The organism is Bacteroidota bacterium, assembly GCA_016706255.1.
Classification (GTDB): domain Bacteria; phylum Bacteroidota; class Bacteroidia; order Chitinophagales; family BACL12; genus UBA7236.
Window position 1 is genome coordinate 450,578 of sequence record JADJJZ010000003.1, and the last position, 20,689, is coordinate 471,266.

21 protein-coding genes are annotated in these 20,689 nt (G+C 35.2%); all 21 read right to left on the reverse strand.

What is annotated here, in order from left to right:
* Nucleotides 1-2,106, reverse strand: a complete 2,106-nt coding sequence (locus IPI65_03690) for a bi-domain-containing oxidoreductase (protein MBK7440647.1) — start codon at nt 2,104-2,106, stop codon at nt 1-3.
* Entirely contained in the window at nt 2,103-3,251 is a 1,149-nt protein-coding gene (gene wecB / locus IPI65_03695) for a UDP-N-acetylglucosamine 2-epimerase (non-hydrolyzing) (GenBank protein ID MBK7440648.1), read from the reverse strand. Before wecB ends, IPI65_03690 begins: the two co-directional genes overlap by 4 nt.
* Complete coding sequence (locus IPI65_03700) at nt 3,251-4,534, reverse strand: O-antigen ligase family protein (GenBank protein MBK7440649.1); 1,284 nt, start codon at nt 4,532-4,534, stop codon at nt 3,251-3,253. Before IPI65_03700 ends, wecB begins: the two co-directional genes overlap by 1 nt.
* Nucleotides 4,527-5,630: a glycosyltransferase family 4 protein gene (locus IPI65_03705; GenBank protein ID MBK7440650.1), complete on the reverse strand. Its 1,104-nt coding sequence runs from the start codon at nt 5,628-5,630 to the stop codon at nt 4,527-4,529. The genes IPI65_03700 and IPI65_03705 overlap by 8 nt, the downstream gene beginning before the upstream one ends.
* Nucleotides 5,627-6,679, reverse strand: coding sequence for a hypothetical protein (locus tag IPI65_03710; protein MBK7440651.1), 1,053 nt, complete (start codon nt 6,677-6,679; stop codon nt 5,627-5,629). Before IPI65_03710 ends, IPI65_03705 begins: the two co-directional genes overlap by 4 nt.
* 2 nt (nt 6,680-6,681) lie before the next feature.
* Nucleotides 6,682-7,920 carry a hypothetical protein gene (locus IPI65_03715; protein MBK7440652.1) on the reverse strand — a complete coding sequence of 413 codons (1,239 nt, stop codon included), beginning with the start codon at nt 7,918-7,920 and terminating at the stop codon, nt 6,682-6,684.
* A complete protein-coding gene (locus IPI65_03720; GenBank protein ID MBK7440653.1) occupies nt 7,917-8,849 on the reverse strand; it encodes an NAD(P)-dependent oxidoreductase in 933 nt (310 codons plus the stop codon). The genes IPI65_03715 and IPI65_03720 overlap by 4 nt, the downstream gene beginning before the upstream one ends.
* Complete coding sequence (locus IPI65_03725) at nt 8,846-9,910, reverse strand: glycosyltransferase family 4 protein (protein ID MBK7440654.1); 1,065 nt, start codon at nt 9,908-9,910, stop codon at nt 8,846-8,848. The genes IPI65_03720 and IPI65_03725 overlap by 4 nt, the downstream gene beginning before the upstream one ends.
* Entirely contained in the window at nt 9,911-10,453 is a 543-nt protein-coding gene (locus tag IPI65_03730) for an acyltransferase (GenBank protein ID MBK7440655.1), read from the reverse strand.
* The gene (locus IPI65_03735) at nt 10,450-10,692 is read right to left on the reverse strand and encodes a hypothetical protein (protein ID MBK7440656.1); all 243 of its coding nucleotides are present in this window, start codon (nt 10,690-10,692) and stop codon (nt 10,450-10,452) included. The genes IPI65_03730 and IPI65_03735 overlap by 4 nt, the downstream gene beginning before the upstream one ends.
* A 32-nt stretch (nt 10,693-10,724) precedes the next feature.
* Nucleotides 10,725-11,705: a hypothetical protein gene (locus IPI65_03740; protein ID MBK7440657.1), complete on the reverse strand. Its 981-nt coding sequence runs from the start codon at nt 11,703-11,705 to the stop codon at nt 10,725-10,727.
* 11 nt (nt 11,706-11,716) lie between these two features.
* Complete coding sequence (locus IPI65_03745) at nt 11,717-13,249, reverse strand: lipopolysaccharide biosynthesis protein (GenBank protein MBK7440658.1); 1,533 nt, start codon at nt 13,247-13,249, stop codon at nt 11,717-11,719.
* Nucleotides 13,250-13,283: 34 nt separating this feature from the next.
* Complete coding sequence (locus tag IPI65_03750) at nt 13,284-13,760, reverse strand: HAD hydrolase family protein (GenBank protein MBK7440659.1); 477 nt, start codon at nt 13,758-13,760, stop codon at nt 13,284-13,286.
* Between the two features lie 5 nt (nt 13,761-13,765).
* Nucleotides 13,766-14,728: a sulfotransferase gene (locus IPI65_03755; protein ID MBK7440660.1), complete on the reverse strand. Its 963-nt coding sequence runs from the start codon at nt 14,726-14,728 to the stop codon at nt 13,766-13,768.
* Complete coding sequence (locus tag IPI65_03760; protein MBK7440661.1) at nt 14,722-15,543, reverse strand: SDR family oxidoreductase; 822 nt, start codon at nt 15,541-15,543, stop codon at nt 14,722-14,724. Before IPI65_03760 ends, IPI65_03755 begins: the two co-directional genes overlap by 7 nt.
* Complete coding sequence (locus IPI65_03765) at nt 15,536-16,501, reverse strand: Gfo/Idh/MocA family oxidoreductase (protein MBK7440662.1); 966 nt, start codon at nt 16,499-16,501, stop codon at nt 15,536-15,538. The genes IPI65_03760 and IPI65_03765 overlap by 8 nt, the downstream gene beginning before the upstream one ends.
* A complete protein-coding gene (locus IPI65_03770) occupies nt 16,494-17,222 on the reverse strand; it encodes an acylneuraminate cytidylyltransferase family protein (protein MBK7440663.1) in 729 nt (242 codons plus the stop codon). The genes IPI65_03765 and IPI65_03770 overlap by 8 nt, the downstream gene beginning before the upstream one ends.
* Nucleotides 17,222-18,097, reverse strand: a complete 876-nt coding sequence (locus tag IPI65_03775; protein MBK7440664.1) for an N-acetylneuraminate synthase family protein — start codon at nt 18,095-18,097, stop codon at nt 17,222-17,224. The genes IPI65_03770 and IPI65_03775 overlap by 1 nt, the downstream gene beginning before the upstream one ends.
* A 66-nt stretch (nt 18,098-18,163) precedes the next feature.
* Nucleotides 18,164-18,727 (reverse strand): ArsR family transcriptional regulator, encoded by a 564-nt coding sequence (locus IPI65_03780; GenBank protein MBK7440665.1) that lies wholly within the window; start codon nt 18,725-18,727, stop codon nt 18,164-18,166.
* Between the two features lie 57 nt (nt 18,728-18,784).
* A complete protein-coding gene (gene kdsA / locus IPI65_03785) occupies nt 18,785-19,609 on the reverse strand; it encodes a 3-deoxy-8-phosphooctulonate synthase (protein ID MBK7440666.1) in 825 nt (274 codons plus the stop codon).
* A gap of 255 nt (nt 19,610-19,864) precedes the next feature.
* Nucleotides 19,865-20,668 (reverse strand): LexA family transcriptional regulator, encoded by an 804-nt coding sequence (locus IPI65_03790; GenBank protein MBK7440667.1) that lies wholly within the window; start codon nt 20,666-20,668, stop codon nt 19,865-19,867.
* Nucleotides 20,669-20,689 lie beyond the last annotated feature (21 nt).

The window sequence follows — 20,689 nt, forward strand, 5'->3', positions numbered from 1 at the left end:
TCAATCAATTTCGATAACCTTTTTTGTAGCAATACTTTCTTCAGCAGCAAATGTTGCCAAAGTAGTATTTTTTAATGATTCGAAGCTGGTATATGGAGACTTCCCATTTTCTAAAATATCAATTACCGCTGCAAACTGTGCGTCATGACCCTTGTCCTGACTGTGCAGCGGATTTTTAAATGTGGTTACTCCAAAAGTTTTCAGGGATTTAAAATTGTCAATTACAATTACCTTATTGCCGACAAAGATTTCAATTTTTTCTTTGGGATATTGCTTGCTGCCATTGGCCAGGTAATTTATAGTTCCATGGCTGCCATTTTTATATGTTAAATGAATTATTGTATTTTCAAGATGATTAGAAACAGGTGCATCAGTTGCATAAACAGTATTAATTAAACTACCGGTAAAATAACTCATCAGATCAAAGAAATGACAAGCTTCACCTATTAGTCGGCCACCTCCGGTTTTTTTATTATATAACCAATGGTCATCTGGTAATTTACCTGCATTAATTGTAATTATAATATTCGCCAACATGTTATCTCCAACCAATGATTTTGCCTTAACTGCAAGGGGTGCATGACGCCTGTTAAATCCGGCAAATAAGGCCGTTTCTGTTGTATAGTGAGCTGTTATTTGCTCAAGCTGTTCTAAATTTAATGCTAAAGGTTTTTCTACAAATACATGCTTACCGGCAGCTAAAAACTGTGCTGTTAGTTCGGCATGTGTATCGTGGCGTGTTGCTATTATTACAAAATTAACATCTGGGTCGTTTAAAATAATTTGATTATCTGTAATAGCCTGATGAATGCTGTGTTTTTTTGCAATATCGGTAACATCTAAACCATCATTGCCGCTAATGTATTTAATATAAACACCGGTTTTCGATAAAGCAGGCAATAAGGTTATTTTACTAAAATTACCTGCTCCAATAATTGCTGCAATCGTTTTGCCTTTTGATTTTATATTTTGTGTAACCGTAATACGTTGTGTCGGGTGATTTGAGCCGGAATATGTTATTATCGCAGCAATCGTATGCGCATCTGATATTTTATCGTAAAGTGTTATTACATTTTCAAATGCTGTTTTTTGCGTAATTAATGGCGTTACTGCAATTTGTTTTGTTGCAAGCGCCTTTAGTACAGTCTCGAAATTCCGTTTAGCGGTCCATTTAACATAGGCCTCCGGATAATCTATGCCCTGCTGTTCATATTGCTCATCATAACGTCCCGGTCCGTATGAGCACGAAACCTGAAATAGTATTTCTTTTTTATAAAACTCGCTACGCTCAAGGTTTAGGTCAATAACTCCAATTAAAATTATGTGCCCGCGTTTTTTGGTAGCCCTTGCAGCAATATTAATCAGGTTATCGTTTTTTGCGGATGCTGCTATAAAAATCACATCGAATCCAAGCCCATTGTTTTGACTTTCACTTATGCTTTCAATAGATGTAGTATTGGTATTATAAGCTTCAATTTGTAATGATTTTGCGATTTGTATTTTTTCAGGTGCAATATCAAAAGCTACAACATGACAGCCCGATGCTTTTAGTAGCTGACAGGTGATTAATCCGATTAACCCTAAACCAATTACAGCAACAGTATCGCCTATTTGAGGTTTTGCTAATCTGATTGCTTCCAACGCAATGGAGCCTACAACTGTAAATGCAGCTTCCTCATCTGAAACATTTTCAGGAATTAATGCAACAAGATTTTTTGGCACACAAACAAACTCAGCATGAGTGCCATTACTTGCCACGCGATCACCAATTTTAAATTCTTTTATATCATCTGCTATTGCAACTACTTCACCTACATTACAATAACCAAGTGGCAGCGGTTCATCCAATCGCCGGAAAACTGCATCCAGAGTTGGTAATAAACCATCTGTTTTAATTTTATCTAGAACCTGCGCAACACGGTCGGGATTTTGTCGCGCTTTCGTTATTAAATTTGCTTTACTGAATTCAACCAACATTTTTTCCGTGCCCGTAGATACCAAACTTGTGGTAGTGCGAATTAACACATGTCCGGGTTTTAGCGCCGGAGAAGGTACATCTTCCAAAATTGTTTTACCGGATTGGAGATGTTGAATCAGTTGTTTCATTTAGGTTGTAATTTTTTAATGGCATTTGCATTTTTAAGAAGCCATTTTGTAATTCTTTCTGCAGCTTTGCCGTCACCATACGGATTTGTTTTTTTCGACATTTTCGAATAAACACTTTTTGAAGAAAGCAATAAGTTGATTTGTTGCACAATTTTATTGATATCTGTCCCTACCAATTTAACCGTGCCCGATTTTATTGCTTCCGGACGTTCAGTTACATCACGCATTACTAAAACAGGTTTACCTAAAGATGGTCCCTCTTCCTGTATGCCTCCTGAATCGGTTAATATAAGATAAGCTTCTTTCATTAAATAAATAAAATCAGGGTAGGAGAGTGGGTCAGTTAAAATGATATTTGGTGTGGCACCAAGTTCTGTTTCAATTGGCGTTTTTATATTGGGGTTTAGATGTACAGGATATATAATTATTGCATTAGGATTTGTTTTAGCAACTTTTAATAAAGCCTTACAAATATTTGCAAAACCTTTTCCAAAATTTTCTCGGCGATGACCCGTAACTAAAATAATTTTTTTACCGGAGCCAACAGCCAGTTTTAATCCTAAATCATTTACCTGATTAGAAAATCCAGTCACCTTTTTAGCAGTGTGCAATAAGCTGTCAATTACGGTATTTCCCGTTTTTACAATTTTTGTTTTTGCAACGCCCGACTTCACGAGGTTAGTTGTGTTAAGCGTTGTTGGCGCAAAATGAACAGAAGCAATTTGTGAGGTTAACACCCGATTTGCCTCCTCAGGAAAAGGAAAATTTAAATTCCATGTGCGCATACCTGCTTCAACATGTCCCACTGGAATCCTTCGATAAAATGCGGCAAGGGCAGCGGCAAAAGAAGTATTGGTATCACCATGCACCAATACAATGTCCGGATTGGCTTGAGTGAAAACAACATCTAAACCGGATATGATTTTAGCAGTAATAGCATTTAGTGATTGATCGTGCTGCATGATGTTTAAGTCAAAATCAGGGACTATATCAAAAAAGGATAATACCTGATCCAACATACTGCGATGTTGTGCAGTAACACATACTAAACAATTACTGTTTTTCTGTTTTTTTAGATTTAAAACTACCGGTGCCATTTTAATTGCTTCCGGCCTTGTTCCAATTATTACTAAAGTAGTTAACATTATAAGGGTTTTATCGAACCAATTACGATTTTCTTTTTTGTCAGCATTTCCTGATTGGCCTTCAAACGTTTTTGATCATAATAAGGCGGAATATTAAACAATAACATAAAAATAAACCATGGGTAAAACAAAAACTGACCACCGGTTAAATTACTTTCAAAAAAGGGAATAATTGCAAATGGTGTTATTAATAGAAAGTATTTAGAATAGTATTTCGCATAATAATAGAACGGTCGAATGATCATAAAATTTATAAACATTAAAAATAATGCAATACCACCGCCGAATAATACTTCCAGATAGGAATTATGATAGTCACCTAATCCTTCACCATGAATTATTCTTTCGTAATTAAACATACCCGCTCCGGTTACCCATAAATATTTATCTTCATTAAATTCACTAATGGCGAGTTTTGCTGTATTAAACCGGGCTTCCCCAGTTTCTAACTGTGTTTCAGTATCATTTAAACGTGTTTGCAACGAAGAGTCCGGTAAGTTATAAAACCATATGATACCTGCAATCGGTAAAATGGCCAGTAATATTTTGAAATCGGTTCGTATTGTTTTTAAACGGAGCGCAAAAATTACCATGGCTAAAGCTATTGCCAGCCATGATGCCCGGTTCCCACTTATTAATACAAGATATAATGCTACTACATTGGTAAACAATAAAAATATTTTATATGTTTTTCCGGGTTTTGTACTTAGCCATACATCCAGACTGGTTATCATGAATACAGCACATGACCAGCCATATTGATTGGATACTAAAAACTGACCTTCGGTTGATCCCTGCCCGTAAATGGTAGTTTGTGAAAATCCGGCCCCGCTTAGCAAGAATAAAAAGACCGGCATTGCGTAAATAATATTGAATGACCTTGCAAACGCCTTCAGCAAGGCAAATGCATTGTATTTATTTGTTAAATTATGAATGGATACATACAAATATAAAAAAGGTAATAAAAAAGTCATCGAACGCGAAATGGCAAAATAAACGTTCTCAGCAAAAAAAGTCATGAGTAATACCCAAAATGAAAATACCATCATATAAAGAAACGTTGGGCTGGGAATTGGATTTTTACCCAATTTGGCATTTCTGAATAAAGAAAAAATAGAAAGCACTAAAACAAAACTTTTTACAATTTTCATTATACCTACCGATTGCAATTCTGTATAAACGGCTAAGGCATAACCGAAAATCACCAGAAAAGCATTAATATTCAGTAATATGAAATCCATATCTCTGAATATTTTTTTATTTTCGGATAATTGCTTACTCAAACCTTATGATTTTGGTTACAAAATTGCTAAATAACGCCTGCAGGTTAAATTGTTTAACATATGTAAGGGCAGCTAAACGTTTTTCGGCTGCTAAATTAGTAAAAGTAAGGGCTTCATGAATTGCCCCTGCTAAGTCTGTAATATTTCCCGGCTCCACCATCCATCCATTTTTACCATTGTCCATAACTTCAGGAATGCCACCGGTGTTAGAAGTAACAATTGAACAACCTAAAGCCATGGCTTCTAAATTTGCTACACCCAAAGCTTCTTTAAAAGAAGGGACACAGAAAATATCTGCCGATTTCATCAGCTCATATATTTTTTCCTGCGGCACAATGCCTTCAAACTGCAAATGCACATCACTGCCCTTCAATTTTTCTAAAAGTTGATCGGCTACATAGTGCGGTGTGCCTGCAACTATGAAAGTCAACGGGCGATTCAAATTTTTAAGTGCTTCAGCAAGTATAAACAACCCACCCCGTTGATAGTCATTTTTTACAAATAAAATTACAGGTTCGGTGTTGTTTCTTGGTGATAAAAATGGCGCTATTTCAATTGCTTTGTATAAATAATTTATTTTTCGTGGTGCAATAGCATATTTGACTTTTAAATAATTATAGAGATAGTTTGAGTTTGCTACTATTTTTCTACAGGTTTTTGAGGCAAGCCATTCAGTAATAAAAAACACATGCGCTTTATTCCACTTAAATTTTAAAAAACCGGCCTTAAAATTGGCAGATGCATTATTATCGTCATTTATAAAGCCAATCGTGTTTTTGAACCATATGCCACTCCATAAACCAATAATGGCATTGTTGTAAATAAGAATATCAAACGGGTAACCATTTTTCCGAATATGCATTGCTGTGGAGTGATATTGAAACATCCGTAAAAACATACCGGCAGGTTTTAATACTGAGGGGATATTTAAATTTTGTTTGTAAACTTTTCCTGCAATAGGTTTTTGTACATCTTCAGTTAATACCCGAACTTCGTAATCAGGATATACATCCTGTAATCGCAATAACAAATGAGCAAATTTTGCCGGGCCATTCGATACCACCTCAAAAGCATTTGTGCAAAATAATATTTTCATTTTGCGTGCGCGGTTATTAAAATGTCCTCGATTTTTTCCCAGGTATATGTTTCAATCAAATCTGGAGAAAATGAAAATGTATTCTTTTTAGCACTAAGTTCGGCAAGTAATTCGATGGGATTGAATGTATTGTAATTATCGATAACTACACCGATTTTATTTTCTTTTACAAAAGTTGATATTTTTATTTCTGCATTTGCAATTACCGGTGTGTGTGTTTGAATGGCATCATATATTTTGTTTGGACTTGCATTAATATTGTTCTCGTTGTTGGAGGCGTAAACACATAAAATGTAATCAGCCTCAGTTGCTGCAATACTTAAAGCCTGTTCTTGAGTCATAATTCCTCTGTAATCTACCTGAGGATGTTTAATTAATTCCCTTGATTGTTCATCGGCAAACCAGCCTGCCATAATAATTTTAACATTATTATCAACGGCTAATAACTGGTTTACTAAATCTGTTCCCCTGTTTTTACCCAACCATCCATTGTAAAGCAGTGTGAGTGAAGATGATGCGGAGTTAACCCTGATTGGACCGGTGTAATGATATGGGAAATTTTCAAGGACCCGTATTTTATCTTGGGTAAAATCGGGCATCAACGTTTTTCGGTTATTGTCTGTAACTAGAATTACATCTACCGGCGCATATATTATTTTTTTTATCAGTAACCATTTATTCCTGCTTTTATTTTTCATGAGGAATATTGAGTCGAAAATATCCAACACAACATGTTTTCCAAACATGAAGGGATAAAAAAAGATCATCAATTGTTCATTGATAACATGTATGCTGTCATAACCCTTAAAAGCTAATTTAGTTACCAGCCATAACTGCTTTAAAATTGTAAGTGGCCTGTTTCGCTTACCGGATATAAGATAAAAATATTTACAGTAATTCCGGGCATAACTTTCCTTATTGGATAATCCAACTCCTATAAAAGTTACCTCATATTGCTGCGACAAGGTTTTAAGTTCCTTGTTGATACGCATATCAGAACCATCATTGGAGCTGATAAATAATACGCGGCGTTTAGCTGATTTATTCAATGTTAATTAACCTGCTTTACCTGAGTTTTCGGAGCAAACAATTTATAATGGATAAGAATATTATACAAACCTGCTACTAATAATACATAAGCGCCAAATAAATAGGCCTGTATTGGTGGGTAGTATAAACAAAACGAGCCCGCATACAAAGCAATACTTATTAATATGAGATATTGTTTTGAGGTTATTAATAAAATAAAGAAAATAAAACCTGTAAAAGCCAGTAGCATATTTAACCACACAATATTTAAAGTAACATACCCCGGCGAAAAACTTTGGAAGCTGTTGAGTATGGCATTTCTAATAAAAAGCCATGGGTTTTCATTGGCAATTTCAACTACGGCATCCTTCGTGATTGTTTGATAGGCATTAATAACTTCAGGGTCATAATAATTATACCCAATGCGCGCCTCTAATTCTACTCCTGTTACTTTTTCATAAAGGGCATAACCTTCTTCATCAGAAAGTGTTTTTACGTGTTGGTTCGGGTAAGCAGCAATGCCAACATAAATGGTATGCCAGATGTTCTTTTCTGTTGGTTTGTTAATGGTGATAAAACCTATTGCAAATAAAGTAGTAAGGGCAACAGCATGTTTAATAGGAATATATTTAAATAACAAACCCAAAGTCAGCAAGCTGATGAATAGAATGGTAATTCTGGAAAGCGTAGCAAAAATTAATATTATCCCTAGAAGGTATACGAGTTTTACATTTTTAACGGACGCATTCAGCAGGTAAACTATTAAAAAACCGGGTATGCATTGCCAGAAATAGTAGTAATCTAATACAACGAACTTAATAATTATTGGATTAATAACATATAATAAAATAAATAGTATCCGAAATTGTTTTGTCTTTATCGTGTTCAATAATAAAAAACATAATAGTAAATGTGTGATAACTTGTAATAATATCAGTGCATTAATATCTCCGGCAAATGGAAAAACAAAAGTTGCAAACCGAATAATATAAGCAAACCCTACAGGGTTGTGATTGTAATGTTCAAGATTTGAAGATTTATTGAAATGATATTTATATTGATCGAAGATTGGAAGCGTTTTAAATTTAATGACTTCTTCTTCATCAATCATAAAATCACCACCGGCACGCAAATTGGCTGCAGCTGAAAAATAAGGGCCGGTCCAGTTGTTGTTTTCTAACGTGGATGCAGTATACCTTACAATAAAGTATCCCTCAATTGCTACCAATAATATTAATAAACAATAATGCCAGATTCTCATTTCAACAAACTTTCATAGTCTAATAATTCCCTTAATCCAATTTCTATATCATACATGCACTTGAACCCTCCGGTTGCAGCCAGTTTATTTGTGGCGCCTTTTTGAAATAATTTGTCCTGAGCTCTATATTTAAGCGGATTTGTATTAATGATTATGTTTCGGTTAGTGATTGTTCCAATGAATTCTATTATATCTTTCATAGCATAATCAACGCCGGAACATAAATTAATTGTTTCTATAGTATTGCCCTTGGTTCTATTGCTTATTGCAATAATTCCTGCAGCAGCATCTTTTACATAAATAAAATCGCGACGTGGTTCAATATTACCTAAGTCTAAAATATCGCCCTGTTTTAGCTGATTTATTATTTCCGGAATAATATGTGGATTAGTCTCCCTGGGTCCATAAACATTAAACAAACGAATCACATGATAGCGGGTAACAGGATTGCGTATCGCATATAATTTGCATAAATTTTCAACTGCCAGTTTCGAGTGGCTGTAAGCATCAAATATTTTTATTTCAGATGTATCTTCTTCTAACCCTAAATCACTATCCGCATAAATTGAACCACTAGATAAAACAGTGCAATTTGAGATGTTATTAATGCTGCAACTTTCTAAAACATGTATCGTACCTGTTACATTTACCGACTGTGTCTTTAATGGAAATTGATTGCATTGCGGTATAAAATGCATAGCAGCCAAATGTATAACAGAATCCGGCATTTCTTTACTGATGCAGTTCTGCACTTCGTCAAAAACTGTAATATCTGATTTGTATAATTTAATTTTATCAAGGATGTCCCCAATGTCAGGAGCCATTCCTGTGCAATTGTCTAACACTACAACTTCATTATCCGCAGCTAGTAATTGTCTGACAAGTTCATTGCCCACAAAACCTAATCCACCTGTTACAAGGTATTTCATAAAATAAGATGTTGATAATACTGTAATAATAATTTCCCTACAGTTTCAGGACTGTTATCTTTCACTGTTGAATCAACAGTCAGGTTATTGTGTTTATGTAGAAGTGCATTTTGCATACTATTTAATAAACTCGATATATTTCCCGATTCAAATGGGTAATAGGGCAAATTTTCACAACTTTCAGCAATTACAGGATGATTATTTGCAATCACAGGAATATTAAAATCTTTAGCCATAACCAGTGAACCCGGATTAAGGGGAACATCTAAATAATTCAATATTAAACAATCTGCAGCATTCATAAACTGTTGTATCTCATTATTGGGAATAAAACTATTGTTTAATATTATACTACCATCTAATAATTCACCTGCCTCTAATTGTAATTTATTGAAATAGTCAGACGATATACTTTTACCGGCAATAATTAATTTGCAGTTTTGATTTTGTAATAATTTGAAGGCTGCGATAGCTTGCTCTATTCCTTTATACGGTTGTAAGCGACCTAAAACCAAAAAAACAAATGAACCGGATACGCCCATCTTTTCTTTTGCTTCCAATTTGGTAATTTGATTCGGGTATATTGATTTGTAACTGATATGAGGAATTATGACAGTTTTTTTGTTTTGAATTTGATAATAACTTTCAAATATTTCTTTTGCTGCATCACTCATAAACACAATGCCACGGCAGCGTTTTAGTATCTTCCCAATCCATTTTAATTCTGTTGCTTGCGACATGCCAATAGGATTGTGGGCACTTATATTTTCAGCAGAATATACAGTAGGATACTTTTTAAGTATGTTTAATGTTAGCAATAAACTGATTTGTTTTACAACCCTTGTAAAAATATTTTTCCCCATATATAAATCATGAGGCCAAAATACATGAATGATGTCCGGTTGTGCAGGTTTAAGTGTAAGTAACGGAAAAAATTTTATACCAGGAACTTTTATTACTTCCACGCCATTATTTTCTAAACCCTGTATAATTAGATTCTGATATGGGTTTGCCTGGGTAAGGCCATAAGGGAAAAAAGCAACTTTTATTTTAGCTTGCATTTATTGAAATAAAGGCCTGTGCTTTTTAGTATATAATAATTTACTTTCCCTAACCCCTATTGGTTTAGCCGGCATGCCGCCAACTATTACCATCGGCTCAATCGATTTAGTTACTACAGCACCTGCGGCAACTACAGCGCCTCTGCTTATTTTAATTCCGGGCAATATGGTAACTCTGGTACTAATCCAAACAAAATCCTCAATTATAACCTCGCCACCGCTGTCTTTATGATAATCATCATGAACATCATGTTCCAATGTCCAGATATTTGTTTCCTGCGCTATATCAACGTTATTGCCAATAGTTAATTTGGCATTTCTGCCATCTAATAGCACACGTTGATTGAATACATTATTATCGCCAATAAAAATATTACGCGGATTTCTAAATGTGACACCCATTAAAAAGGAATTGTTTTTACCAATACTGCCAAATAGTGGTTTGAAAAACAACAACCTGATATGGTGCGAAGGTATGTTTGTTATGCACCTGTTAATTATATACAGGTAAAATGAATAAATGAAATAATTTATCTTTTTCATACCTGCATAGTTAAAACCGCTGCTAATGCGTCAAACGATTGAACTGTAAATCGTGCAGCGGTTTTTTTATTGAAATCTAAATATTTGTCAGATTGAATATCCTTCAATGTTGCGATTAACTGGGATTCTGATGTTATCACATTCAATGGGTTATCAGTTATCAAATACTTTTCATTTTGATACTGATGAATAAAATGATATAAACTAATTGCCGCATTGTTATAAGTTGTGATATCCAATATAAAAGAGGGTGTATTTGTAAAGCATGCTTCTAATCCCAGCGTTGTGCCAAGATGAAAAAAGCTACAGCATTATTTATGGATGTGAATTTTGAAATAATGTCTTCGTCTTTTATGGATAAATCGGTTTGTTTGTAACTGTTGTCTAAAACCACATTACTTTTCTTTAATAATGAATCATACATAGCCCAGTTACTAAAATTCGGATAAGGTCGAACATACAATTTATAATCAGGGTAAACTTGTGCTATACAATCAGCAAGTTTACCAATTATAATTACTTCTTGTTCAACTAATTCCGGTATACCAATTCCACAACCAAAATAAAAGTAAGGATTTTGATTTTGGTTAGATGTTGTGCTACGAAGAAATTGCTCAATGTAACCCAATTGTGTAGAACCGAAAATGGTAATGTGCTCAGCAGGAACACCTTGTAACTCCATCACATCATTTGCAATATCTTGATTCCATACCAAATATTGCACACGTTTTGAAAATCGCACATGCTTGCACGCGTGATCCCAGCTATAAACATAAACCTGGGTTGGTATTTGCTCCCTAACTAATCGGGCAAATAGATAGTCGTCGTATATTTCAGTAAAGGCAATCATTTTATCTACCCCGCTTAAATCTGTTTTGCCTTTATAGTCTATCGTATTCAAGTAAAAATCGTATGAAATAAAATGTGGTGCTGCCTGCTGATATTTTAATAATTGCTCAGCCTTTTTCCTTTGATTAATATCTTTTAGTCCAACACCTTTGTATGCCTCCATCAGGTAATAATTTTTCACCGATTTAGGTAGGCGCTTAAACAATAAATATAATCGCGTATAAAAAATATTTTTTTTTGTGGTTAGATGTTCATCTATAATTCTGCATTCCATACCGGGAATCATGAACTTTTGTATTAACTGTTCATGTTCTTTTCTTATAAAAACAACCACTTTGTGATTTATGCATATGCTTTTGATTAATGCACGAACATCATTTCTGAAATCAAAAAAAGTAAGCATTAACCCAATTGTCATGTAACGATGTCGCTTGCTGGTTTGTGTTGCACCGAACTAAACTGACCAAAAATATTTTCGGTCTTAATAATTTTATAGAATATAAAACTTAACAGCCCTAAAAAGCCTACAAATAGGATTGCCTGCAACGTGAGATTATGTGCATAATTTGCTACGAGGTAATTTATCCCAAAGGCAATTGCAATTAAGCAAACTACCAACAATAGGAACCCCTTGTTGATTTTGGTGAATTTAACCGGATATTCAAATTTCTTATAAAATAAGGTATATGAAAAAATAAACTCACAAATAATTTGAACCAAAGTGCCGATGATAACTCCCTGAAAACCTAGCAGTTTTGAAAGTGTTATACTTAGTATTACATTAATAAGAACAGAAATCAACGAAAACTTTACAATAATACGTATATAATTACTGTGTAAAAGAGTTCGATAAAATGGTGTATATAACATTGAAATGCATAAACCTGCCAAACTTAAAATGCCCCATTTGATATAGATATTGTAGATGTCTGTTCCCAGCCAAAGTGTTAATACCTGATTATAAAAAATTGCAGTTAGTAATGTTATGCTTAGCATAAATAGGAATGCAGTTCTAATTACCTTTCCAGTGAAATTAAAATATGCGGTTTTGTCTTTTTCCAGATTTAAACGGGTAAGCATTGGCTGTATTACCGGGAATGAGATTGATGTGACTCCTCTCAATACAAAATAAGGTTTTGTGATAATCGTATAAATAGTAACTGAGGCAACATCTAAAACACTGGCAATTATAAAACGATCGGCTTGAACAGCCATAAAACTTATTAGCGACAATAAAAAAACCTGCATAGAATATCCAGAATACGGTGTAGAAAAAATGGACTTTCCGCTTAGCAATTTTATGGATAATCCTTTTAATAACTTTTTAATTGAAACCAGATATAAGTCACAAAGTAAAGTAAGTAAGGTGGTTAGTGTTGTAAGTGCGGCAAAAATATTTAAAGTGATGAGGTTAGTAAATTGAATACCTAAAACAATTAACAGGTTTAAACCAATAATGGCTAATTGATATTTATTGCGGATTAGAAAATGTTTATTGGCAGTTAAAATATTTTGTGGCACAGCATCAAGTGTAATCAAAAAAGAATTTATGGCAGCTAAACTGAACAATAGCAATGATGATTTTGCTGTTTCACTTGATATGTTAAATAATGTATCACTAAAAAATCCAATCGCCAACATAAAAATGGCAATTACAAAGGCAGCGTAAAAATTAAACGAGATTCCTGCACTGATGGCTTCCTGGTATTTGCCTGAATTTTGATCGGCATTATATTCTATAGTATATCTGAAAATAGATTTTGAGGAACCGAAGTCAAAAGCAGCCATTGCTGAGGATAAACCAAAACATATAATATACAACCCATATTGTTCGGCACCGTAAGCATGCAAACATACCGGAAGCGCATATATTCCTAAAAGGATACGAACAGCAAAAATGAAATAGTTGCTGCTGATATTTTCAATAAATTTTTTGGACTCGCTCATATCAAATTGCCTTCAAAGCAATTCCGTGCAACGATTATTCAGATAGAAGATAATCGTCTACAAATTCTCTTATAGCTCCTTCGCCACCATTTTTTTGTAAATGGATAATTCCTGGAATCGCTTTAACGTGTTTTGTTGAATTGGCAGGACAAGCAGCAATGCCTACAGCCATCAACAAGTCAATACAATTAATATCGTCACCAATATAGGCGACATCTTTAATAGAAATATTTTCTTTTACACATATTTCTAAAGCGGCTGCTAGTTTACCTTTAAAGCCCGCCCCCTGATATACATAATCAACTTTTAATTTTGCAGCCCTGCGTTCAACTATTTTTGTATGCTCAGTGGTTATAATTCCTGTTTTAATGTTGGCCTCCCTTAATAAATTAAAAGCCATGCCATCATGGGTATTGAATTTTTTAAATTCATCGCCATTTTCAGTATAATACATTCCGGCGTCAGTCATTACACCGTCAACATCAGTCAAAAATAATTTTATTTTATGCATAAAAATTATTGTGGATAGGGAGCATTAAATAAATTGTAGTAATAATTTATGGTTGCACATTCATCAGTATTGGTGATATTCTCCCAATATTTAATGTAACGTTTTGAATTGCGTTTGTAACTATGTCGTGTTATTGGACGTTGATCGTTTGATGTAATTGATTCAAGGTGCGATTGAGTGACATAATTTTTAGAAAATTGCAATTCTTGAGAAAGTGCAGCCACTTCTTGTGGTGGATTACTCATCAATGTTTCAAAATGAACAATTTTGTAATTCTTACGATTTGCAGATTGCACATTTAAAAAGTAATGCAGCAAAGCAGTTTGCAGTGCCATCCTTTCTAAAGGCGACATCTGTGCAATTTTGTTTATAGTGATATTGTCGCGATGAATATCATATCGTTTAAAATAAGGATGGGTATAAATGATATTAAGTCGCTGAATAGGGTCCCATTTTAATTTATTTAAACTGGTAACTATACTCAATGGATTTCGCATCAGGATAATTCCCAAATGATCCCCGAGCAACGGTGCTGCATCTTCCAGGCAAAACGACAAACCCGGATCCTTAATGATTATTCTGCGTTTTCTTAATGGTAACGATTTGTGTAACGCCAGCTTCGTAAGGTATGGATACCAACGTCCACTTTTTCTGTAATGTGACCAGTTTTTAACCGCTACTATTTCTTTATATATTGAACTGATTTGTGCTGAATTAAAAGGCTGATTGCTGTTTATTTTTGCAAGTTCAGAATTCCAAAGTATTGTATTTCTTAAAAACGGTTCGTGATATAAAAATACTTTGTTGGAATTGAATATTTCTTCAACTGTGGTAGTTGCAGATCGTGGTGCTCCCGTAATAATAACCGGTAAACCATTTTCTACCGGGCTGACAGACTTAAATGCATAATCGATTAAATCATCCAATACACACGTTAAGCGTTGTGGTATTTTGTCTATTCTTACCATGCTGTCCACCCTCCGTCAACTGTCAATACACTTCCTGTCATATAACTTGAAGCATCCGATACTAAAAATGTAAATGGTCCTGTTACTTCCGATTTATCAGACATTCTACCCATCGGACTTAATTCAGCAAAGTTTTTAAGAAATGCTTCATCATGATTATTAAATATGCCATGCGGTGCTATTGCATTGCACCGAATTTTATTTTTGGCATAAAAAGTTGCGATATATCGGGTTAAATTCGGAATTACTGATTTAGTTATAACATAATCAACTGGCTTAAATTGCTGATTGCCATCTCCAAAATCATATAAACCCTGATTAGGGGCAACTAATGAATAGGTTGAAGCTACATTTATAATATTGCCATAACCTTGTTTCAACATTTGTTTAATTGCTAATTGCGTTATCAGAACTAAACCTTTAACATTTACATCAAATGATTTTTGTAATAAGTCTAGCGGAAAGTTTTCAAACCTTGTTGAATTATTTTCCGCATTCGCGCTTTTATCAAATTTTGCATCAATGGCTGCATTATTTATCAGCACATCAATACGTTTAAATTTTTTAATAGCATTTTGTATACAGGCGTTGCACGACTTCTCCTTTGTAATATCAGTTATGCAAACCAACGTGTTTTTAGAATAGCCTAATGCTTTTAATTCTGCTTCAGCTTTTAAGGCTAACCGTTTATTGCTATCTGCCAACACAACTTTAGCACCTTGCATAGCAAAACTTTTAACCAATGTCATGCCAATCAATCCAAAAGCACCGGTTAACAAAATCACTTTGTTTTCAATTGTAACAATTTCATTCATTTTGGCACAAATTAATAATTACCGCTGACTCTTCAATTTGTTGCAGCGAAATGGCTGTCACATTATCGTTGTTTATTTCACTAATAAAATGGGATAATTCCGTTTTAAATAAATCATTTCTGTCAAAATCAGCAATTGTTTCTACCTGCTTGATTCCTTTGTGGTGTATGGTTATTGTTGCAGAGAAGTATTCTGCCTCCACCGTTGCATCTTCAAAAATAAAAATGTATTTGCGTTGGGGTATTTGCTCCAGGTAGTTCAAATGTACCTGCGCTGTGATGTCATTTTGATATGAAATTTGAAAGTCGGCAACACTTTCTACATCAATATTTAAATTACTGCTATAACCGAATTTTTTTGCAACTGTTTTAATCTTACTGTCTGCCAACCAGTTAACTAAATCCAGGTCATGACTCAATGTTAAAGCAACACCACCACCCATATTTTTATTGGCAGCATAAGATGTTTTATAATCTTCATAAGGATGCCAATCCGGCAAATAGCTGCCCCAATGTGTTCTAATACTATGCAATTTCCCATATTGATTAGATTTTATCATCGCTTTTATCTGAATCATATGCGGATGAAAGCGCATCATATAGGCAACCTGAACTAACTTGCGATACTTATTTACTGCTGCATTTAATTGTTCAAGATGTTCATTTGAGTGGGAGAGGGGCTTTTCTACCAAAACATGAAATCCGGCTTCCAAACATAACAGCGTTTGCTCAAGATGTTGATTTGTTGGGGTGCAAATTATTGCGAATAAAATTTTTTCTTTAGGTATGGATGACCAATCTGTGTGTATAACAATTGCTGAATTCGTTATATTCCTAAAAGGTAAATTGCGCTGACGATAAACATGAATATTTTGATAACCCATTGCTAACAGATTGCCGATATGCCGCTCTCCAATTGAACCGGCACCAATAACTAAAACACCCTCCTTCTTATTCATCAAATTTGATACAATCGCTGTTTTGAATTAATTCTTCGGCTTTATAAAAACTTGCAACATCATCAATATCTATCGCATATTTTCTTTCAATTAAATAGGGCAATATTTTTTTTCCGCTCATACTGTGCTGCTCTGTTATTGCAGCGGTTTTTATAATATCCAAAGTTCCTGTTTGCCAGTAAACAGTTGGTAGTTTTTGCCTTGGCTGATTATATGGTTCTTCAATATGCTGCAATTTCAACAACGGTTCCATGGCATCGTTATTATTCACGTTGAGCAACCACATTTTAAATGGCGTTATGGGCGATTCAGTTATTGATCGAACGGAATCGGCATCACTGTTTAATAATTTTGTTATTGCTTCATCTATCCATCCTGAAAACCGAATTGGAGATGTTGGTCTTAACTGAACAATGATATCCGGAACATAATTTTCATTTTCTTTCATCCATTTTAACTGATGTTCAAAAACAACAAGATCTGTTGCTACATCATCAGCAAGATGCGCCGGACGCATAAAGGGAATGGCCGCTCCGTATTGTTTACCAACCGCTGCAATTTCTTCACTGTCGGTATTTAAGGTTATTCTTGTAATTAATTTACTTGCTTGTGCTGCCGCAATACTATATGCCAATAATGGATGTTGCAATAGTGGTTTGATGTTTTTACCGGGTAAACCTTTACTGCCGCCTCTTGCCGGAATTATTGCCAGAATTTCCATTAATTATCTGATTTTAATTTTTTACGCTGCACTAATTCTACCGGTAAAATTTCTGATGCTTTATATTGTAATGCTTCATGTGTATGTTGCAAATCACGAATCAGTTTTTGTAATCCGGGAACTTCCAAACTTGCCGCATGATCTGTTCCTTTCCAGGTGCGATCTTTTGTAAAATGGCGTTCTATCCACGTAGCTCCTAAGGTATAGGCTGCTATATCTATTGCAATACCTAAATGATGGCCGCTAAATCCAACGGATTGCACTTGCTCACCATATTGATCATGTAGTTTTTTAATTTCCAATAAACAAATTTCATTAAATTGAATCGGGTAACCACTTGTGCAACTATATAGTACCAATCGATTTTTTAATTTTTCAGAATTAAATAAATCGATAATGGTTTTTATTTCACTGCTGGTAGTCATGCCTACCGAAATATGAACATCTCCCAAATAATTATCGCGAATTAATTCCAATAATTGAATATTATGATTACAGGCAGATGGAATTTTAATAAAATCAGGCTGCAATGCGATAATTTCGTTTGCGCTGGTAATGTCCCAAACCGATGCACTGTAGCCGATGCCAATACTTTCAGCATACAATTTTAGTTCGCCATGTTGTTCAGCAGTAAATTCAAGATATTCACGGTGCTGACCGTAAGTGTTACCATAACTTTGCCAAGGTTCTGGATGTGGTGCGTTGTATTGTGTATCACTTAATAATTCTTTGGGGTTTCGTTTTTGAAATTTTGCATAATCCGCGCCACATTCTTTTGCCAAACGAATTAATTCTTTTGCAATTTCAAAATTCCCCATATGATTACAACCAATTTCTGCAATCACTTTCGGAGCCTGATAATTAAATTGAAACATTTTTTTACAGCTTCGCCTCCTCAGTCACATAAGCGTGTTGAGCAGACAGGTTTTAATTAATAATATTTATTCAGCTGCGTTGTTATTCCACAACACAATTGAATTATCAAGATAGCCTTTAGCCTTCCAGCCCGGATATGATTCCAGACTCAAAACCAGGGCTGATACTTTTCGGTTAATAAGCGCTTCGGTTTTTTTAACCCAATAACTTAGTTTTTCATTATCTACCTCACCAACAATTACCAGTTCAATTACACCGGTATCTTTCCCTTCCGCATAATCGCCGGTTATAAATGCATAACTGATATCGCCAATCTGATTTACGATATTTTCTACTACTTTATCTAATCCAAGATATTTTCTAACTAAACTTTTTAATTCTGGAAAAAGCGGATGTTTTTCATTTGCCCGATATTGAATGGTATTGCCTTCATCAAAAGAAACTAAAAATCCGGCTTTGGAAAGTTTGTTGAGTTCCAAACGAACTGCATTGGTAGATTCATGCATCTCCTTCGCCAAACCACGAAGATGGGCAGACGATTTACTGTTTGAAAAAAATTTCAACAACAGTTTAATACGTGTTCTTGATGTTATTAAGGATTCTAACACAAACTTGAATGAGTAACAAATTTACTCATTTGAATAAAATTTGCAAATCCCCAAATCTGGTTACAAAATACTACACCCTCAAATTGCCTGCCGAATCCTGAGTAAACCGGCTAAAAGCGCCTCCATTTCTGCAAGTGGAACCATATTCGGCCCGTCGCTGAGCGCAACTTCAGGGTTAGGATGTGTTTCGATAAAAAAGCCGTCTACGCCTACTGCTGCGGCAGCTTTGGCGAGATATGGAGCAAATTCCCTTTTGCCACCACTTTTGCCACCGGCTCCTCCGGGCATTTGAACACTGTGGGTTACATCAAAAATTACCGGTGCAAATTGGCGCATAATTGGTAACGAACGCATGTCTACTACTAAATTATGATACCCAAAAGAGGCTCCTCTTTCAGTAAGTAATACATTATTATTACCTGTTGAAGCAACTTTTTCTACCGCATAGGCCATGTCTTCAGGCGCCATAAACTGGCCTTTTTTCACATTCACAGCTACTTGTGTGTTCCCTGCTGCTAATAACAAGTCGGTTTGGCGACACAAAAAGGCCGGAATTTGTAAAACATCAACTACACCCGCCGCCTGTGCAGCATGTTCCGGCAAGTGAATATCTGTTAAAACCGGCACCCCGATTTCTTCCTTTATTTGTTTTAAAATTTGCAAACCACTGTCTATACCTTCTCCTCTGAAAGACCCGCCTGCTGTGCGATTGGCCTTATCAAACGATGCTTTAAATATGTAGTTATAACCCAATTTTCCTGCCACCAGCTTCATTTTTTGTGCTACTTCGCGACAAAGCTCTAGGCTTTCAATAACACAAGGGCCGGCTATTAATAATGGTGTTGCTTCACCTACTGTAATGGTTGATCCTATTTTAACTGGAGCAGAAAACGTTTTAAACATGCCACAAAATTGCAAAAAATATGTGGCAAGATTTGATTTTACGATACAGCCCTAAAGCTGCCGTTTTTTCAAATACATACGGTATATAATATATAATAGCGGAAACAAAAACATGGGCTTGGGTTTAGAGGTTGGGAGAAGGGAATTGACCCGCCCCGCCTTTATTCGGGTGATGACAAGTATAAAAACGACCAAATATTTATTCCAAGAGCATCAAACCTGCACATAATAATGTGTAAAGACGGGGCAGAAGTGCTAATTCCGCTCGATATTGTCCAATCTGCTTTTCAGCAAATGCACCTGTGTGGTAAGATCACCGATAAGTTTATCCAAATCGTTTTTCTTTACAGGCATATAGGACGATAATTTACTTTTCACAAACCAGATTTCCTTAACATCATCAATATCTACAACTATTTCAGGATAAGCATCGTTGTCGCTGATGAGATATAACTTATGCTCCGTTTCGGCCTTGTTTATCAGCCTTTTTACCAAAACATTGTCGGCAGTAACAACTACGTGTATATATCCATCGCGAACATCTTTAAAATGATTATCGCAAAAACGACCAATTACATAATCGCCATGCTGTATTGTATCCTGCATACTGTCTCCCTCAATCTGAAAACATCTGAAAGTGCCATTCCTATAGTCGGAACCGGGTAACTTAAACGCCGGTAACTCCTTGTAATACTCAGGCTCCAAGTATCGCGTTGGATAACCGGCCGCTGCTTTGGTATCCACCATCACAATATTTTCCTGCCCCTGCTCATCTACTGTAATTACAATCGGTCTGTAAATAATTGTGCCGCTTCCTTTTTCTACATCCTTAGTACTTACCTGCTTTATTTTTTTTGTCAGGTCAGTATGCAACAACTCGTCAATCGTTATGTCAAATACTTTGACTATTTCCAACAAAGTCTTATGACCCGGATTTGCGAGGTTGGCTTCAATGTTCGCAATCGTTGTGCGTCCTACGCGGATAAGGTCTGCAAGTTCCTGCTGACTGAGCTTTCGCTCGTTGCGGAGATGTCTGAGATTTGAGCCTATTAATGCCATAACGTAAAATTTAATTTTGTT

Coding starts and splice junctions, on each gene's coding strand:
- IPI65_03740 (MBK7440657.1), bottom strand. CDS start 11,705: ATGCTTACTTTTTTTGATTTCAGAAATGATGTTCGTGCATTAATCAAA.
- IPI65_03715 (MBK7440652.1), bottom strand. CDS start 7,920: ATGAGAATCTGGCATTATTGTTTATTAATATTATTGGTAGCAATTGAG.
- IPI65_03790 (MBK7440667.1), bottom strand. CDS start 20,668: ATGGCATTAATAGGCTCAAATCTCAGACATCTCCGCAACGAGCGAAAG.
- IPI65_03705 (MBK7440650.1), bottom strand. CDS start 5,630: ATGAAAATATTATTTTGCACAAATGCTTTTGAGGTGGTATCGAATGGC.
- IPI65_03745 (MBK7440658.1), bottom strand. CDS start 13,249: ATGAGCGAGTCCAAAAAATTTATTGAAAATATCAGCAGCAACTATTTC.
- IPI65_03720 (MBK7440653.1), bottom strand. CDS start 8,849: ATGAAATACCTTGTAACAGGTGGATTAGGTTTTGTGGGCAATGAACTT.
- IPI65_03775 (MBK7440664.1), bottom strand. CDS start 18,097: ATGTTTCAATTTAATTATCAGGCTCCGAAAGTGATTGCAGAAATTGGT.
- IPI65_03690 (MBK7440647.1), bottom strand. CDS start 2,106: ATGAAACAACTGATTCAACATCTCCAATCCGGTAAAACAATTTTGGAA.
- IPI65_03725 (MBK7440654.1), bottom strand. CDS start 9,910: ATGCAAGCTAAAATAAAAGTTGCTTTTTTCCCTTATGGCCTTACCCAG.
- IPI65_03730 (MBK7440655.1), bottom strand. CDS start 10,453: ATGAAAAAGATAAATTATTTCATTTATTCATTTTACCTGTATATAATT.
- kdsA (MBK7440666.1), bottom strand. CDS start 19,609: ATGTTTAAAACGTTTTCTGCTCCAGTTAAAATAGGATCAACCATTACA.
- IPI65_03765 (MBK7440662.1), bottom strand. CDS start 16,501: ATGAATAAGAAGGAGGGTGTTTTAGTTATTGGTGCCGGTTCAATTGGA.
- IPI65_03750 (MBK7440659.1), bottom strand. CDS start 13,760: ATGCATAAAATAAAATTATTTTTGACTGATGTTGACGGTGTAATGACT.
- IPI65_03755 (MBK7440660.1), bottom strand. CDS start 14,728: ATGGTAAGAATAGACAAAATACCACAACGCTTAACGTGTGTATTGGAT.
- IPI65_03760 (MBK7440661.1), bottom strand. CDS start 15,543: ATGAATGAAATTGTTACAATTGAAAACAAAGTGATTTTGTTAACCGGT.
- wecB (MBK7440648.1), bottom strand. CDS start 3,251: ATGTTAACTACTTTAGTAATAATTGGAACAAGGCCGGAAGCAATTAAA.
- IPI65_03770 (MBK7440663.1), bottom strand. CDS start 17,222: ATGGAAATTCTGGCAATAATTCCGGCAAGAGGCGGCAGTAAAGGTTTA.